Source organism: Paenibacillus sp. PastF-3 (genome assembly GCF_029893135.1).
Classification (GTDB): domain Bacteria; phylum Bacillota; class Bacilli; order Paenibacillales; family Paenibacillaceae; genus Paenibacillus_AQ; species Paenibacillus_AQ nitricinens.
This window is the reverse complement of the sequence record NZ_JARXWM010000001.1, coordinates 25,807-42,675: the sequence shown is the minus strand read 5'-3', so window position 1 is coordinate 42,675 and position 16,869 is coordinate 25,807. Positions and strand designations below refer to the sequence as shown.

Below are 16,869 nucleotides of genomic sequence, written 5' to 3'. Positions count from 1 at the left end.
TAACCTATCATAAATGATATTGAATCATTTGGGAAAACTTACAACAAAAAGGACTTAAAGTGAAATCCAGAGTCAGAATTCACTTTAAGCCCTTATCCTGAGCCTAAGACACTCCTATAGATGACTATCCAAGCATCATTCGATCATCCGCCAGTTTATGACCACTGATGGTCTCAAATTCTCCAAGCAGGCGTTCTACCGTAAGATCCTTTTTCCTTGTTTCATCAATATCTAGGATAATACGGCCCTTATCCATCATGATAAGACGATTGCCAAGACGTATAGCCTGTTCCATGTTATGGGTAACCATAAGCGTAGTCAGCTTCATCTCACGGACGATAGACTCTGTCAGTTTAGTAATCAGCTCCGCTCGTGAAGGATCAAGTGCCGCTGTATGTTCGTCTAATAACAAGATTTGCGGCTGGGTAAAGGTTGCCATTAGCAAACTCAGCGCTTGTCTCTCCCCACCAGATAATAATCCTACCTTAGCTCGCAGACGATTCTCAAGTCCGATCCCAAGACGGCTTAACTCCTCACGAAACATCGTCCGTCTCGCTGCATTTACACCAAACGATAATCCTCTACTCTTCCCTCTTTTAAAAGCCATCGCTAAATTTTCTTCAATCGTCATCCGTGGAGCCGTACCTGCCATCGGGTCCTGAAAAACCCGTCCGATCCAGCGACTGCGCTGATATTCTGCTAAATGGCTAATCGAATTCCCTTCAATACTCGCTGAACCAAGATCCGGCTTCATCACACCAGAAATAATGTTCATTAGTGTCGACTTACCAGCACCGTTACTTCCAATAATGGTGACAAAGTCACCGGGAAGAAGCTCCAAATCAATGCCAAGTAGCGCGATCTTCTCATCCGGTGTCCCAGGATTAAACAGCTTAGATACGTTATCCAGTTTAAGCATCGATGGTGCCTCCTCTCTTGCTGCTAAGCGCTTGTTCAGCTAATTCAAGCGAACGTTTACGCGCCATATTCTTCTGCTTCAAGAAACGCTGAATCGATGGGAATATAAGTGCGAAAATAACGATAATTGCCGTAATTAGCTTAAGATCCGAAGGTCTCAACCATGGTACATACAAGGCTAGTGCAACTACGATTCGGTAAACAATAGATCCCAGAACAACTGCCAACGTCGCACGGAATACATTTCCAGCACCGAAAATGGCTTCACCAATGATTACCGAAGCTAAGCCGATAACAATCATCCCTATACCCATGGAGGAATCCGCAAAAGTAGAATACTGAGTGATCAATGCACCTGAAAGTGCCACCATTCCGTTGGATAAGCTGACGCCGAGAATGGTCGTATTATCTGTGTTTACACCCAGACTACGGATCATTCTTGCATTATCTCCGGTAGCCCTTAAAGCAAGCCCAAGATCTGTACGTAAGAATAAATCCATTATAATTTTCACAAATAAAACAACAAAAGGAAGAACAAGAAGTGGATTGATGGACGAGAACAACGTGGTATCACCCATTAGTGACCAGTTAGGCTTGCCGCCAAAAATTCTCAGATTGATGGAGTAAAGTGCGATCATCATTAGAATACCGGATAACAATCCATTAATCTTGCCCTTCGTATGTAATAGACCCGTACACATTCCTGCCAGCATCCCACCTGCAATAGCAGCAAGCGTGGCTAACCAGGGAGCATAACCATTGGTAATCATAACGGCAGCAATTGCACCGCCAGTAGTAAAGCTTCCATCTACAGTCAAATCAGGAAAATCCAAAATGCGAAAAGTAATATACACCCCTAAAGCCATAAATGCATAGAGCAACCCCATCTCCACAGCCCCGAGCATAGAATCATACATAGAAGTCTTCTCCCTTCAAGCGTCAAGGGGCGCCCTCATGGAATCGCCCCTATATAATGTCTTATTGAATAATATTGTTAGCTTGATCGGCAACTTCTTTTTTCATCGCATCCGTCACTTCTATCCCTTGTGCGGCAGCGGCTTTAAGGTTAAGGATAAGATCGAGCTTTTCTTGCATCGTTACTTTCATATCTGCTGGCTTTTTACCATTCTTCAGAATGTCCACTGCCATTTGTCCAACTTGGTATCCATGATCGAAATATTTGAACCCAACGGTTGCAAATGCGCCTTTTTCAACGGTATCCCGGTCACTGGAGAAGAACGGAATTTTCTTATCATTAGCCGTTTGAATGATCGTATCCACAGCACTCACAACTGTGTTATCCAAAGTAATATAGAATGCATCTACACGACCAGCAAGTGATTCAGCAGCTTGCTTCACTTCAGAAGTATTCGTGATGGCTGCTTTCACAAGCTCAATGCCATGTTTATCCAGCTCTTTCTTAGCAATATCCGCCATAATTACAGCATTCGGTTCACCTTCATTGATAACAATGCCCAACTTCTTCACATTAGGAAATTGAGTAGCAATAAATTGCATTAATCGATTGATAGCTTCAGGATTCGTGTCAGATACACCAGAAACATTTCCCCCAGGATGCTCTAGATCAGTAACGATCTTTGCATCGATTGGATCAGTCACAGCTGCGAACAGAATCGGAGTATCCTTACTTGACTTACTAAGTGCTTGAACAACAGATTGAGCAGAAGGTGTCGCAATAGCTACTACCAAATCGTTGGTGTCTCCAGCAATCTTCTGAGCAATGGTCAAGTTATTCGCTGGGTCAGCTTGAGCATTCTCAAGGTCAACCTTCAGGTTTTCTCCTTCAACAAGCCCCGCATCCTTTAAAGCAGCAAGAATACCTTCGCGTGTAGCATCAAGTGATGGATGTTCTACGTATTGCGAAATTGCGATTCTGTACGTTTTGGAATCAGCAGTTCCAGCATTCGTTGGCGCATTACCAGTGTTTGTTGCGTTGCCTGAGTTTACAGCGGCGTTATTGTTGCCACAGCCAGCAGCTACTAACATGAAGCATAAGCTTAAACCCATTAAAATGTTTTTCTTTTTCATTAAAGTACCCCATTTCATTAGATTATTAACGCGTGCATCAAAGTGAGCGACTCAGCATTATCACTTTTATCGATAAAAGCATTAAAGCATAAGCTTACACGTACCTCACAATAATGATGGAAATCTATTAAACCTATATTATATGGAGGTTGTTTATCCGTCAATCACTTATCCTACTTCCATAGATTACAAATTTTATAGCGCATAACTCACCAATATAGGAAGGACTTGGTTATGTCTTACAGTGATTGCCTTGGTCCTCATTACATAAAAAAAAGCCCCCTGCACAAACTTAAACTACAGTTTGAACATGGAGCGTGTCATATGCCTAATAAACACAAAAAATTACTATCCACTGCTACTGTATTGCTCGCTGCCGTTTTATCAAGTACCGCATGCGGTTACTCTTCACAATCACAAAAACCCAAGGTAAACGCCGTAACTCCCGATGGCATGCAAGCCTCAAGTTATTATGAAAAGTCCGCCATCACCGATGCTCAAGGAAAGTACTGGATTCCACTCAAACCTGCGATCACTTCACTCGGCTATCGAATGAAAGATGATACTACTCATGGTGGATACACCAAAATTGGCTACAGTGATGTTATGTATATGCTGCGCCCTGGCTCTACTCAAGTCTTCTCCCTAGGTGAGAAAATCACACTACCGCAGGCACCTAGACGACAAGAAGGTCAAATCTATATCACACCGCTAGCTCTATCCAAATTTCTTCAAACAGAAGTGGGTTGGAATCCTCAGTCTGGTGAAATCAACATAGCCACACCGACCGACCATGAGGCTATTATAAAAACGCCATCTGCTAAATCACTAAATGAAGCTAAACCATTTCGCATTCAAAGTATTTCTGAAGCAGACAAGAAGGAATTAGTTACTTATGCCAAAAAATTCTTAGGCGTACCTTATGAATTCGGTACCGGGCCTTATGAAGAGACTAAGAAATTTGATTGTTCTTCTTTTACAAGGCATGTATTCAAACAATTCGGTGTAAACTTACCGCGTCTTGCCAAGGATCAAGATAATATAGGTTCTCGCGTACAACGCAATGCACTAGATGTCGGCGATCTTATATTCTTCACTGTCCCAGGTCGGTTTGAAAGTGATGCTATACCAGGGCATGTTGGTATTTACATTGGGGACGGCAAGTTCATTCACACCTGGGGTGATCCCGGCGTTCAGATCAGTGAACTCGACTCAGGGTATTGGAGCAACGTAATCCTGCATATGCAGCGCATTCTGTAACCACATTCACTGACTAAAGGCACCTCTAAAGAAAGCCTGAATCCTCCGCTTTGGAAGGGTTCAGGCTTCTTTGTTGCAGCATAAAGCGGTATTCTTAATCCCAGTTCTTGCCCTTGCCACTTAAACGTACAAACAGCTTTACAAACTCTACAATCACTATAATCGCCAGTGCTGCAGCAATTACAATTTCCCACTGTAACCCGCTTAAATGTGAGACACCAAACCAATCATTCAGTCCTGGGATGATGATCACCAGCACCAGCATAAGTGTTGAAATCAGTGATGCCCACAGCATATACCGATTGCTGAACCAGCCAATCTGGAACAACGATTTCGTATTGGATCTGACGTTAAACGCATGAGAAATTTGCAGTAATCCTAATGTGGCGAATGCCATCGTAACCGCAATTCCCTCATTGTAATGAGTATGTGCCCACTGGTATACAAACAGCGTAAGAGCAGCCTCTAATATACCCTGGTAGATGATCCCGATTCCCACGCCACCAGCAAAGATACTGCTACTGGCTTTGCGTGGTTTCTTGGACATCAAATCATCCCCCGCCTTCTCAAGCCCAAGAGCTAGTGCCGGTAGGGTATCGGTAACAAGATTAATCCATAGAATATGAATTGGCTCGAGGATACGCCAGCCGATCATGGTTGCAATGAATAGCGTGAGCACTTCCCCAAGATTGGCCGAGAGTAGGAACTGGATTGCTTTACGGATATTGCTGTAAACCTTCCGCCCTTCCTCAACAGCAACAACTATGGTCGTAAAGTTATCATCTGCTAGCACCATGTCTGAGACGCCCTTGGCTACATCCGTTCCTGTGATCCCCATCCCGACGCCGATATCTGATGATTTAAGCGCAGGAGCATCATTTACACCGTCACCCGTCATGGCAACAATTTTCCCTTTTTTCCTCCATGCCTTAACGATCCGAACTTTATGTTCAGGAGATACACGTGCATAAACCGAATAATTAGTGACTTTCTCAGCAAATTCCTCTTCACTGAATTTATCCAGCTCACTGCCGGTCAATACGCCCGTCTCATCTTCGATAATACCTAATCTTTTAGCAATGGCCGCTGCAGTATCTCGATGATCTCCTGTAATCATTACAGGTCTAATCCCCGCTTTACGACAGATAGCTACCGCATCTCTTACTTCCTCTCTTGGAGGATCAATCATACCAACTAAACCGATAAATACAAGTTCTTTCTCCGTAGCTTCCGGTGAAAGGTTAGTCGGTAGCTGCTGTTCATCTCTGAAAGCAAATGCCAACACTCGCAGTGCATCATTCGCAAGCATTGTATTACATTCCATGATATGTCGTGAATGTTCATCCTTAAAAGGAACAATCTCTCCATCCACGTAGATATGGCTGCATTTGGACAAAAGCACATCTGGTGCACCTTTCGTTAACACACGATAACGTCCGTTCTCAACTTCATGAATTGTCGTCATCAGCTTGCGGTCCGAGTCAAATGGCAGTTCATTTTTACGTGGGAATTTCTTTTCTAAATCCCTTTTGTCAGTACCTATACTGAGCGCGTAGTCCACTAACGCTGTTTCCGTAGGATCCCCGATAATCGCTTTACCACTCTTAGTTTGTGGGTCCTTAGCTCCTTCATTCCCTCCAGGTTCTTCAGAGGAATTCCCATCGTCAATGCTGGAATCATTACAAAGCGTCATAGCCTGAAGCAATAGTTCACCACCCGGTGTCCCTTCAAGACCTTCAGCAGCTTCTTTCGTAGTCCCATTGACATGCACTTTTTCGACAGTCATCTTGTTTAGAGTCAAAGTACCTGTCTTGTCAGAGCAAATAATTTCGGTGCTTCCGAGTGTCTCTACAGCGGGGAGTTTGCGAATAATCGCTTTTCGTTTAGCCATCCGCTGCACACCGAGTGCCAAGATAATCGTAACAATGGCTGGCAGCCCTTCAGGAATCGCTGCAACTGCAAGTGAGATCGAGGTGAGAAGCATATCCAGCAGCTCTCTACCCTCAAATATACCGACAGCAAAAATGACTACACAGACACCAAGAATAATAAAGGTGAAATATTTTCCTAGTTCATCCAGTTTCTTTTGCAGCGGTGTTACATCATTCTCTTCCTCCGAGATAAACCCAGCAATCCTGCCGACTTCAGTCTGCATTCCTGTAGCTGTGACTACACCAACCGCTCTACCGTAAGTTACATTGCTGCTCATATAAGCCATATTGGTGCGATCGCCGATAACAATATCGCTTCCCTCAAGCACACCTACCTTCTTTTCTGAAGGCAATGATTCTCCGGTTAATGCGGCTTCTTCCGTTTTCAATGAAGCAGCTTCTAATAGTCGAATATCCGCCGGAACTACATTTCCAGCTTCCAGCAATACGATATCCCCAGGTACAAGGTCTTCACTTTTAATTTCAGAGACCTGACCTCCACGTCGCACCCTGGCATGTGGAGAAGACATACTTTTCAGGGCATCTAGCGCCTGCTCTGCCTTATTTTCCTGAATAACGCCAAGTACCGCATTCAGGATGACTACCAACAAAATAATGACTGTATCTGTCCATTCTCCCAAAACCCCAGACAATACTGCCGCTACTAGCAAAATAAAGATCATTACATTTTTAAATTGTTCAATAAACTTTCCTAGCAGAGATTTGGTTTTTGCTTCTTGAAGTACGTTCTTCCCATACTGCTCCAGAAGTTTAGCGGCTTCACCGGAAGACAAACCATCTTTCCTTGTTTCCAGCCTTTTGAGCACTTCTTCCTCACTTAGTGTATGAAAAGGTACCTGCCCCTGCGATTTTGGATCCTTTGAGTTCAAGACAATAGCCTCCTTCCGGGATTGAGATTCTGGTAAAACCTCTCATATGAGTCTTACCCAAAAAAGGCATCGTGATTCTAGAACGTTATGTACAATTTTAGAAATTAAGCCGTTCAGTCTCCTTGACTCGATCAAAGCTCTTGAATCTAGTCCCTTGATAAAGGAGTTCTCCTCGATCCCCTTCTACAATCAGACCGTAATCCTGATCTCTAACCTGCAGTTCCAAACGTCCACCATCCTCAAACTCAAATGTCACATAATAGCTAGTATGTGCGCTCGATTCACCCGATCCACCCCATACCTCAGTCCTTTTCGTCACAGCTTTAGAGCTAGCTTTTATCAAGGGACTTGCGTTGTTGGACATCCAGCTTCTCACTGATTTATAAATTATAAAAACGAAAATACCTAGAATTAACAAAGCAAATAATTTAAAAAATAGGGGCATCTCATGAATGAAATTCCCGAAAAAGCTTCGTTCATCAAAACCGTTAAAATCCTGCCATTCGCTCAAATTTATTCCTCCTGACTGATAGAAGATAATAAAAGTCTTCTTTTCTACGAAATACGTCATTATTCCCGTTCGGTTTCATGTTTTCATCGTTTTCAAATGAATTTTTTTTCACAAAACCATTTGGAATCAAATGAAAAGGTATGGTATGCTTTTTATACTACATACGGTTGGGAGGTGTTATTTCGGTGCAATATATAGCGCGTTTGTCACTACATTGGTTTCTTCGTATAGTCCTAATTCTAGGAATGATGTTTTCTTTTCCGCCGGTTTGGTCTGGAGGATTACTCACTACGGAGCAAGAATCAACGACAACCGAAATTGAACGCTACGAGCGAAAGTTTATACCTCCCGTAAGGACGGCACCCCAAATAACTCCTCAAATAGGAGCCATCAAAATAACTGAACAGTGGGGAACTAAATCTATTACAGTAGCTGCAATACTCCCTGCACTTTCTTTAGTATTCCGTCCTGTGATCTATAAATTTTTGCTTCGACTGCGGCTGTACCTGCTAAAATTCACTTCTCACTTTCTAATATCAATACGCCATGCGAAGTTCATCTCTGCCTTAAATGAATGTTAGCTGAAAGGCATTTAGAACTTCCATTGATAAATATTCGAAGAAAGTGAAATGATTATAAGACACCTAAATGTAGGTAACGAAAATGAATAAAGTTGTTTCCCCTGCTAAAGGAGGAAAAACATTGCAGACTAAGACAACACAACATAAACAACTACGTAAAAATTCAGTATTCCGAGTTCTAACCGTTATTGCAGGAGCACTACTTGCCGCAGTAGGATTAGAGTTATTTCTCATACCACATGGGCTTGTAGTTGGTGGAATCACAGGTTTATCGGCATTATTCGCTCATACCACTGAAATGCGGCTGGGATTGTTTCTTTTCCTATTCAATCTGCCTTTTATATTCATGTCTCGAAAGCAAGTGAATCTTCGCTTTGCTCTGTATACCGTTCTAGGATTGACTTGCTTGACCATCGCTTCTCTTGCTCTACACCGTTTTCCTGCAGTGATTAGTGATCCTTTACCTGCTGCTATGGCAGGTGGCATCTGTTTAGGACTTGGTATCGGTATATCTGTCCGATTCGGTGGTGTGAACAAACATGCAAGTGATCAAGGATATTCACTTCTGAGTGGTGGACCGCCAAAGTCAACCGAAGTCGTCATCATGATTCTGAACTGTGCTATTTTGCTTATAGCAGGCACACTATTTGGCTGGGAGCAAGCCATGTACTCCATTATTGCTTACTTATTGGCCTTCGAAGGTGTGAGATTCTCACTCCGAGGCTTGTCCGATTCACGCGCTGCATGGATTACCAGCAATCGTTGTAAGGATGTCCAGGAAGCGCTCGAAAACTCACTACATCGAGAAGTCGGCCTTACTGAAGGCTCAGGGCAAAACGGAGAGCTTAGCACATTGTTTTGTCTCATCAACAAAATGGAGGAACATCAACTGCGGACCATCGTCCTTGATTGTGATCCCAACAGCCAAATTGTGCTCAAATCAGCTGCCAGTGATCAAAGATTGAGTAACCTGCCATCATAACTGACAATCAAGTGATGACCCCTCTTATTTACCCATTTCTTTCACTAGAACAGAGAATTTCTGCAAAAGTACAGGAATATCCTCAATTATCGCTCGTAAGCTTCTTCTGAGGCAAGAATTCCTGCAGATTTGCATAAATCAAAAATAGAAGCTGTCCCAAGTAGCATTCACTACTTTGGAGACAGCTTCTATTTTTTTGAGCTAGCACACTTTCCTAACGGAACATTCCCCATAAACGGATCAAGTGGAAGGTGTTGTTCGGATCAATTTTCTGAGCGATAATAAATTTCACAATTTGGTCTTCCTGCGTCGAGGTCAATTTCTCGTTCAGTACACCTGACGCATTCCGTACCAGCCTGCGAACAACCGCAGTGTCCTGTAATTCTTGTTTCGAGACGCCGTTAATCATATTTTTAATACGATCTTTGACAGTCGCGTTTTTCATCTTCAGCTTGATGCGTTCCACGAGCTGAGGGCTAATTCCGAATTGTTGATAACCCAAGTGTAGCACCTCCCGTCATATCCAATCTTTCACAGTATATGAGGCTTAGGTGCTGGATGTGCCTACTTAGTCAATTAATTCCCCTTGGAAAATTTGCTCGCCTTGTAAATAATGCCGAAGAGGTGCATATTCAGGAGATGTCCAGAACTTCTCATCCTTGAGCAGCTCTGCCACATCATCACGCGCCTGCTCCAGCACTTCAAAATCAGCGGTCATATCCGCCAAGCGGAACTCCGGTAACCCACTCTGCTTAGTTCCAAAAAAGTCACCTGGACCACGCAGCTCCAAATCTCTCCGCGAAATCTCAAATCCATCATCGGTGTCCGTCATGGCAGTCATTCGTTCACGCCCGATTTCAGATTTTGGATCAGCCACTAGTACACAATAAGAGGCATGCTGACCTCTACCAACCCGTCCACGAAGCTGGTGCAGCTGTGATAATCCGAACCGGTCTGCATCCATAATAATCATCAACGTGGCATTAGGAACGTCTACACCTACCTCTACAACCGTTGTGGATACTAAGAGTTGCAGTTCATTGTTGTAAAATGCTCGCATCACTTCATCTTTTTCAGCTGGAGACATCTTTCCATGCAAAAGCCCAACTTTATAGTTAGGAAAAGCTTGGCTCATCTGAATATGTAAATCTATAGCATTCTGTACATCCAATTTCTCCGATTCTTCAATGAGCGGACAGATCAGATAAGCCTGACGTCCCAGCTCTATTTCACGCTTAATGAGATTCAGGACACGATCCATGAGATCATGCTTGACCCAATAACTGGTTATAGGCACTCGGCCTTTCGGTCTTTCCGACAGCGTGGATACATCCATGTCTCCAAAAACAGAGATCGCGAGTGTTCGTGGAATAGGCGTTGCAGTCATTGTAAGTACATCCGGATTGTATCCTTTACGCCGCAATACACCTCGTTGGTTGACACCAAACCGATGCTGCTCGTCCGTAACAACAAGACCCAGATCACGGAAAAATACATCCTCCTGAATCAATGCATGCGTCCCTACAACAATATCGAGCATCCCCATTTGTAGTGAAGCTAACAATTCTTTACGTTTCCGTCCAGTTACACTCCCTGTTAACAGACCAACCGTAATTCCAAACGGCTCAAACATCTTCGTAAGTGAACGCATATGCTGCTCTGCTAAAATCTCAGTGGGCACCATAAGCGCACCCTGAAAACCAGATCGCACGGTAGCAAAAAGCGCGACGGCAGCTAGTACCGTTTTGCCGGAACCGACATCACCTTGAAGCAGCCGATTCATGCAATAGGGCGATCGCAGGTCATGTAAAATCTCCAGTTCCACTCGTTTCTGAGCATCTGTAAGCTCAAAAGGCAAGCTGCGAACAAACTGGCGAACGGTTGCGTTATCCACAGTATGAACTACACCATCCATCCTACCGCGATTGAGCACCCGGAATGCCTGCATCTTCAGTTGGAACAGAAACAACTCCTCATACACCATCCTGCGGCGTCCCTGCTGCCCTTCACGCGTATCCTCTGGCCTATGAATGGTAGCAATCGCCCGTTTGCGTGGCATAAAATCATATTGCCGCATAATAGAATGTGGTAGTATCTCGGGAATTAAATCTCCATATTGTTGAAGTGCCTGATTAATACTTTTCCTGATCCACGACTGCGTGATCTTTCCACCGATGGAATAAACCGGCTGTAGAGTCCCTGTCTTTCCTTCCCCACGATCGGGAAATTCAAAATCCGTCACTGTAATTTGATTTCGCTTCTGATCCCATTTACCTGTGAGTACAATTTCTCTTCCCACAGTAAGCTGCTCACGCACGTAATGACGATTAAACCATGTAGCTGTGAACATCCAAGGCTCCGCAACCATTTTACAACTAAGTCGTGACTTTCCTCCAAAACGCTGCAGCACAGGGATACCGATCACTTTAGCCTCTGTAGTCACTTTATCCCCATGTTTGGTTTCACTCAGCGAGCGCGGGCGATAATCCTCATAACGAAACGGATAATATTCTAACAAATCCTTTACTGTAAAGACGCCAAAGGCGTGAAGCTCGCTTTGCTTTTGAGCACTCACGCCAGTTATGTTTTTTACTTCAATTTGATTTAATGACAGTGTCATATTGATCCCTCATTTTGCAGGCCAAATGAATACAGCTAATGTACCGTTTCCGACATGACTGCCCACGACAGGGCCGACGTTCGTCAGCACTTTCTCTTCCAGTGTAAAATGTCCTGACAGCTCTTTCAGGAACTCTTCACCAGAAGACGGTTCAGCCGTATGACCCACGGCCACATTGATTTTGTCTACACCTTGAATATCCTTCTTAAATAATTCAATCATACGGGCAATAGCCTTCTTACGGCCTCTAACTTTCTCGACCGCATATATTATTCCTTCTGCATCAATAGAAAGGATCGGCTTAATATTAAGAAGCGTTCCCAGAATGGCCGAGGCCTTTCCGATTCTCCCGCCTTTTTGTAAATATTCAAGTGTATCTACCAAGAAGTAAAGCTTACGAGATTGGCGCAGACTTTCTACAGCTTCAAGAATCGCTTCGGGACTCTTATCTTCAGCAGCCAACCTGGCGGCTTCAACCACCATAAATCCAAAACCGTAAGAAGCGGAGAGAGAATCTACTACAGTGATCCCTTCTCCCTCTTCCTCCAACATCGATTTAGCCAATAGTGCTGATTGGTACGTACCGCTTAGTCCAGAAGAAATATGAAACGAAAGGATAGGACTTCCCGGGGAACGTTCCAGAATATCTCGATACACATTCATGTATTCAACCGGTGAAGGTTGAGAAGTAGTCGGCAACTGTGACGAGCGGGGAAGTCGCTCATAGAACTGCTCCGGCGTCATATCCAGATTGTCCCGGAAAGCCTCTTCGCCGAACATCAAGGTCAAAGGGACGACCTCAATGCCATACGTTTCCGCCATTGCTGGCGGGATATCAGATGTGCTGTCGGTGACGATAATGGTACGATTCATGGATTATCTCCCCCATACTATAATTTTGCCAACTACGTAATTAGCAAGTTGCTTCTGAACTGTTATAGAACCCTCAGCATCTATCTATGGCTCTACGGAGAAAAGATAATAATAAAGGGGTTGGCCACCCTCATGAATCTCTACTTCCACATTCGGGTAAGTCTCTTCCAGCCAATCTCTTAAGGAATCTGTGACCTCAGAATCAGTTTCTGCTCCAATAAGGATCGTAACGATTTCATCGCCATTCTCAAGCATGTTGGACAGCAGAGCCTGACTTGCAGCTAACAGATCATCTGCGGCAGCGACAATTTTGGAATTTGAAATTCCGATAAATTGCCCGGATTTAATCTCCAGATCATCAAAGCTTGTATCACGGACAGCATTTGTTACTTGTCCTGACTTGACCTGTGAGATTGCTTCTAGCATGTTCCCAGAATTAATTTCCACGGAATCCTCTTCTTGGAACGCAAAGGCTGCAGCGATTCCTTGAGGAATGCTTTTACTTGGAATAACCGTAATCTCACGTTCGCCCTCCAAGAGATCTTTAGCTTGCTGAGCGGCAAGAACAATATTGGAGTTATTCGGCAGAATATATACATGCTTCGCAGATATAGAAGAAATCGCGTTCACGAAATCCTCTGTACTAGGGTTCATAGTCTGACCTCCAGCTAGGACAACATCCACACCGAGACTTTTGAATATATCTGCAATCCCAGCCCCTGATGATACTGCGATGAATCCGTAAGGTGCCAAATCATCTGCTGGTGGTTCGGCTGGAGCTGATTGTACCCGGCTCTGTTCATCCGGCATATCAGCGAAAACATCTGGCATAGGTGCAATATCCATTCCTGCTGTTAGCAAGTCACGGTGTTGCTCACGCATATTGAGAATATGAATCTGCGTAATTTCCCCATAGAGGAGTGCCAGATTCAAAACTTCACCTGGAGCCTTGGAATGCACATGTACTTTAATGGTTTCATCATCCGAAATTACAATAATGGAATCTCCATTTACTGACAACGCTTTCCTAAAGGCTTCCTCATCAAAATCCGTTCTCACGTTACCGCCTAACTGGCGATTAATGAAGAACTCCATATCATATAGAAATTCTATGTCTTCTGTAGAAAGCTGTGATTGTGCAGAAGACTGTACAGAAGACAGTTCGCTTTCAGGTTTCTTTAACACCGGTACCGGTGTTGGCACGACTGGTGCCTGAGGTTGTCCTTTTACAGTTTCAGACACACCGGAGCTTCCGCTCGTCAGATGCTGGTGAAACCCTTCATAAATATAGACCAACCCTTGACCTCCAGAATCTACGACACCGACTTGCTTCAAGACAGGCAATTGTTCCGGTGTATAGGCTAAGGCTTCCTTTGCTTTGGCCAATACCTCTGTCATGAGCTCTGTAACATCTGTAGTTCGGCGAGCATAGTAGACAGCATGTCTCGCAGCCTCTTTAGCCACTGTAAGAATAGTTCCTTCTACAGGCTTCACAACTGCTTTATAGGCTGCGTCCACTCCGCTTTGCAGTGCAGCAGCAAATTGCTGTGTGTTTAGCTCATCATGCTGAGCTGCAGATCTGCTAAATCCTCTGAACAATTGAGATAAAATAACACCGGAGTTCCCCCGCGCGCCCATTAACAAGCCCTTAGAGAGTACACCTGCACATTGACCGACAGACATTGTATTATTTTTCTTCAATTCATTCGCACCTGCGGTCATCGTCAAATTCATGTTAGTTCCGGTATCTCCGTCTGGAACCGGAAAAACATTTAGGGAATTGACGTGTTCTGCATGCTGTTGCAGCTTATCCGCTCCAGCCAATACCATAGCGGTAAAATCTGTTCCGTTTATAGAACGCTTACTCAATTGAGAATTCCCCTTCCTAACTTCATGCCTAATCATTCTATGATTAACAGGACATAATGCACTAATTTACATTGTACTATAAGTATTAAAAGAAATAAATGTTTTTGAATCGGTTGACGTAGCAAAATTTGCTGTGATATTATAGATAAGTATTGTTTTATGCAGGTGTTAGGAATAAGGAGGTGTAATCTATGTCCCGCAAATGTGCAGTAACAGGCAAGAAACCGAGCAGCGGTAACAACGTGTCTCACGCCAATAACCGCAACCGTCGTACTTGGGGAGTTAACGTTCAGAAGGTCCGTATCCTCGTGAACGGTAAACCAAAACGCGTGTACGTCAGCACCCGTGCTTTGAAAGCCGGTAAAGTTGAACGCGTTTAGTCTTTTGCAATTTTAAAGACCGAGCGATCACTCATATGAAGCAAAAAGCACCCTTTACATTTGTAAGGTGCTTTTTTTCATGTTTTCTTTTCTGTTCCAAGCCCAAGATCAACTCTTCTGAAATGTGTTCAAAATCGCTTTAACAAAACCTCCCAAAAACCTTGGCAGCTTAAACGTGTAAAATTTCATGGTTTACCCTCCCATCAATTCATGCCGTACGCAGGAGACTTTCTTCTTGTTCTAACGGTAACGTACTGCAGTCCTCCCTGCCAAAACAAAAAAGGCTACATGAGATTTCTGCTCATGTAACCATATTTATGCGTCAAGGACTTGGCCTATACCTTTAGTCGTAATAGCCTATTTTTTTAACGAAGTGCCGCTTCCGCTGCTTCTCGAATTTCAAGGATCGCTGCAGCACGGTCACTCCGGCCAAAAACTGCATTTCCTGCAACCAAAACATCTGCCCCTGCACTAACAACCAATGACGCAGTGGCTTCCGAAACACCACCATCGACTTCAATAAGTAAATCGGGATTAACTTCATTCGCCCATTCTCTAATTTGAGTAATTTTACGCAAAGTGTTAGGAATGAATGCTTGACCTCCAAAGCCAGGATTAACAGTCATCACGAGAACCATATCCACATCCTCAAGCACCTCACGCACCGCTGATGCCGGAGTGCCCGGATTAATAGCTACTCCTGCCTTAAGACCCAATTCCTTGATCTGATGCACCACACGGTGTAAATGAACGCAAGCCTCAGCGTGAACAGTAATCACACTAGCGCCTGCAGCAGCAAAATCAGAAATATAACGTTCTGGAGACTCAATCATTAAGTGAACGTCTAGTGGAAGTTTGGTATGTAACGAGACTGCTTTTACGATTGGTGGACCAAGCGTTATATTCGGCACAAAATGCCCGTCCATTACATCCACATGGATCCAATCTCCACCACTGACCTCAGCTTCTGCAACTTCTGAACCTAAACTCGCGAAATCGGCAGACAATATAGATGGTGCTATTCGTATCATAACTTAGTACCTCCGCTTTTTATCTTTCATTTCATTAAAAAATAATTTGTAATGTTCATACCGGCTATCAGCAATAGTTCCGGCCTTCCATGCCTCGATAACTCGGCAGCCTGGTTCATGCTGATGACTACAACCACGGAATTTACAATCCCCAGCATAGTTTGCAAATTCACGGAAACAAGTAGAGAGCTCTTCAACCCCAAGCTCAAGAAAATCAAGCTGACTAAAACCAGGGGTATCCGCTACAAATCCCCCCCCGCCAATATCCATCAATTCTACATGGCGAGTAGTATGACGACCACGGCCCAGACGTAAGCTGATCTCACCTGTCTCCAGTTTAAGTCCTGGCACAATACGATTCAATAAGGTCGACTTTCCTACCCCAGATTGTCCGGCAAATACACTGATGCCACCCGTAAGCCGCTCTCTTAGTTCATCACTGCCAGCTCCTGTAATTGAGCTTGTAACCATCACTTCATAACCAATATCTTCATAGAGCTCTTTAACATACTTAGTGGCTTCACCGTTATCATTAGCCAAATCCTGTTTGGTCAGAACTATTAAGGGTTCCAGTCCCGAGTGTTCAATATGAACCAGGAACTTGTCCAATAGATTCAGGTTCATATCAGGTTCCCGCACAGAAAATAGTAGAACGGCAAGGCTTACATTCGCTACAGGTGGACGAATTAACTCAGATTCTCTAGGGAGAAGCTCATCCACCATCCCTTCACCATGCTCAGTCAGCATATACATCACACGGTCTCCTACAAGAGGAGCGATCCCCTTTTTCTTAAGTATGCCTCGGCCTCTGCATTGAACTGAATCTTCCTCTGTTGCAATTAATCCTTCACGAAGCGGTTTTACGTAATAATATCCGCTTAACGCCTTTACTATTATTCCTTCAGGCATACATAGTGAGCCTTCCTCTCCTGATTTTGCGAAAATGACCCAAGTTTGAAAATCCCCCGGGTCAC

General features: G+C 43.9%; 16 protein-coding genes. 4 read left to right on the top strand and 12 right to left on the bottom strand.

Annotated features, from left to right (window positions below; all coding sequences use genetic code 11):
• Positions 1-124: 124 nt before the first annotated feature.
• From M2444_RS00180 to M2444_RS00170, 3 genes are all read right to left on the bottom strand, one after another.
• Positions 125-919: an ABC transporter ATP-binding protein gene (locus M2444_RS00180; RefSeq protein WP_042187421.1), complete on the bottom strand. Its 795-nt coding sequence runs from the start codon at positions 917-919 to the stop codon at positions 125-127.
• Complete coding sequence (locus M2444_RS00175) at positions 912-1,835, bottom strand: ABC transporter permease (RefSeq protein WP_094875664.1); 924 nt, start codon at positions 1,833-1,835, stop codon at positions 912-914. Before M2444_RS00175 ends, M2444_RS00180 begins: the two co-directional genes overlap by 8 nt.
• A 61-nt stretch (positions 1,836-1,896) precedes the next feature.
• On the bottom strand, positions 1,897-2,967 hold the full coding sequence (locus M2444_RS00170; RefSeq protein WP_280785933.1) for an ABC transporter substrate-binding protein: 1,071 nt from the start codon (positions 2,965-2,967) through the stop codon (positions 1,897-1,899).
• Positions 2,968-3,291: 324 nt separating this feature from the next.
• On the opposite strand from M2444_RS00170, the gene M2444_RS00165 reads away from it, so the two are divergent.
• Positions 3,292-4,227, top strand: a complete 936-nt coding sequence (locus tag M2444_RS00165; RefSeq protein ID WP_094875662.1) for a C40 family peptidase — start codon at positions 3,292-3,294, stop codon at positions 4,225-4,227.
• A 94-nt stretch (positions 4,228-4,321) separates the two neighbouring features.
• Here M2444_RS00165 and M2444_RS00160 read toward each other — a convergent pair whose 3' ends face one another.
• On the bottom strand, positions 4,322-7,048 hold the full coding sequence (locus tag M2444_RS00160; protein WP_280785932.1) for a calcium-translocating P-type ATPase, SERCA-type: 2,727 nt from the start codon (positions 7,046-7,048) through the stop codon (positions 4,322-4,324).
• Positions 7,049-7,145: 97 nt separating this feature from the next.
• Positions 7,146-7,559 carry a DUF2500 domain-containing protein gene (locus M2444_RS00155; RefSeq protein WP_280785931.1) on the bottom strand — a complete coding sequence of 138 codons (414 nt, stop codon included), beginning with the start codon at positions 7,557-7,559 and terminating at the stop codon, positions 7,146-7,148.
• Positions 7,560-7,744: 185 nt separating this feature from the next.
• Here M2444_RS00155 and M2444_RS00150 point away from each other — a divergent pair, with 185 nt between their 5' ends.
• A complete protein-coding gene (locus M2444_RS00150; RefSeq protein WP_280785930.1) occupies positions 7,745-8,140 on the top strand; it encodes a hypothetical protein in 396 nt (131 codons plus the stop codon).
• A 121-nt stretch (positions 8,141-8,261) separates the two neighbouring features.
• Positions 8,262-9,122 (top strand): YitT family protein, encoded by an 861-nt coding sequence (locus M2444_RS00145; RefSeq protein WP_280785929.1) that lies wholly within the window; start codon positions 8,262-8,264, stop codon positions 9,120-9,122.
• Between the two features lie 214 nt (positions 9,123-9,336).
• On the opposite strand, the gene M2444_RS00140 is transcribed toward M2444_RS00145, so the two are convergent.
• From M2444_RS00140 to M2444_RS00125, 4 genes are all read right to left on the bottom strand, one after another.
• A complete protein-coding gene (locus M2444_RS00140) occupies positions 9,337-9,624 on the bottom strand; it encodes a stage VI sporulation protein F (protein ID WP_042187408.1) in 288 nt (95 codons plus the stop codon).
• 66 nt (positions 9,625-9,690) lie between these two features.
• Entirely contained in the window at positions 9,691-11,742 is a 2,052-nt protein-coding gene (gene recG / locus M2444_RS00135) for an ATP-dependent DNA helicase RecG (RefSeq protein WP_149644193.1), read from the bottom strand.
• 9 nt (positions 11,743-11,751) lie between these two features.
• Positions 11,752-12,615: a DegV family protein gene (locus tag M2444_RS00130; RefSeq protein ID WP_094868551.1), complete on the bottom strand. Its 864-nt coding sequence runs from the start codon at positions 12,613-12,615 to the stop codon at positions 11,752-11,754.
• 84 nt (positions 12,616-12,699) lie between these two features.
• Positions 12,700-14,484: a DAK2 domain-containing protein gene (locus M2444_RS00125; protein WP_094868550.1), complete on the bottom strand. Its 1,785-nt coding sequence runs from the start codon at positions 14,482-14,484 to the stop codon at positions 12,700-12,702.
• Between the two features lie 191 nt (positions 14,485-14,675).
• On the opposite strand from M2444_RS00125, the gene rpmB reads away from it, so the two are divergent.
• Positions 14,676-14,864 carry a 50S ribosomal protein L28 gene (rpmB, locus tag M2444_RS00120; protein WP_042187400.1) on the top strand — a complete coding sequence of 63 codons (189 nt, stop codon included), beginning with the start codon at positions 14,676-14,678 and terminating at the stop codon, positions 14,862-14,864.
• Positions 14,865-14,972: 108 nt separating this feature from the next.
• Here the strand turns inward: rpmB and spoVM are convergent, their stop codons facing one another.
• The 3 genes from spoVM to rsgA form a co-directional block, all read right to left on the bottom strand.
• Entirely contained in the window at positions 14,973-15,053 is an 81-nt protein-coding gene (gene spoVM / locus M2444_RS00115; RefSeq protein ID WP_020431362.1) for a stage V sporulation protein SpoVM, read from the bottom strand.
• A gap of 176 nt (positions 15,054-15,229) precedes the next feature.
• Positions 15,230-15,895: a ribulose-phosphate 3-epimerase gene (rpe, locus tag M2444_RS00110; protein WP_280785928.1), complete on the bottom strand. Its 666-nt coding sequence runs from the start codon at positions 15,893-15,895 to the stop codon at positions 15,230-15,232.
• Positions 15,896-15,898: 3 nt separating this feature from the next.
• Entirely contained in the window at positions 15,899-16,804 is a 906-nt protein-coding gene (gene rsgA, locus M2444_RS00105) for a ribosome small subunit-dependent GTPase A (protein ID WP_094868548.1), read from the bottom strand.
• Positions 16,805-16,869: the final 65 nt, after the last annotated feature.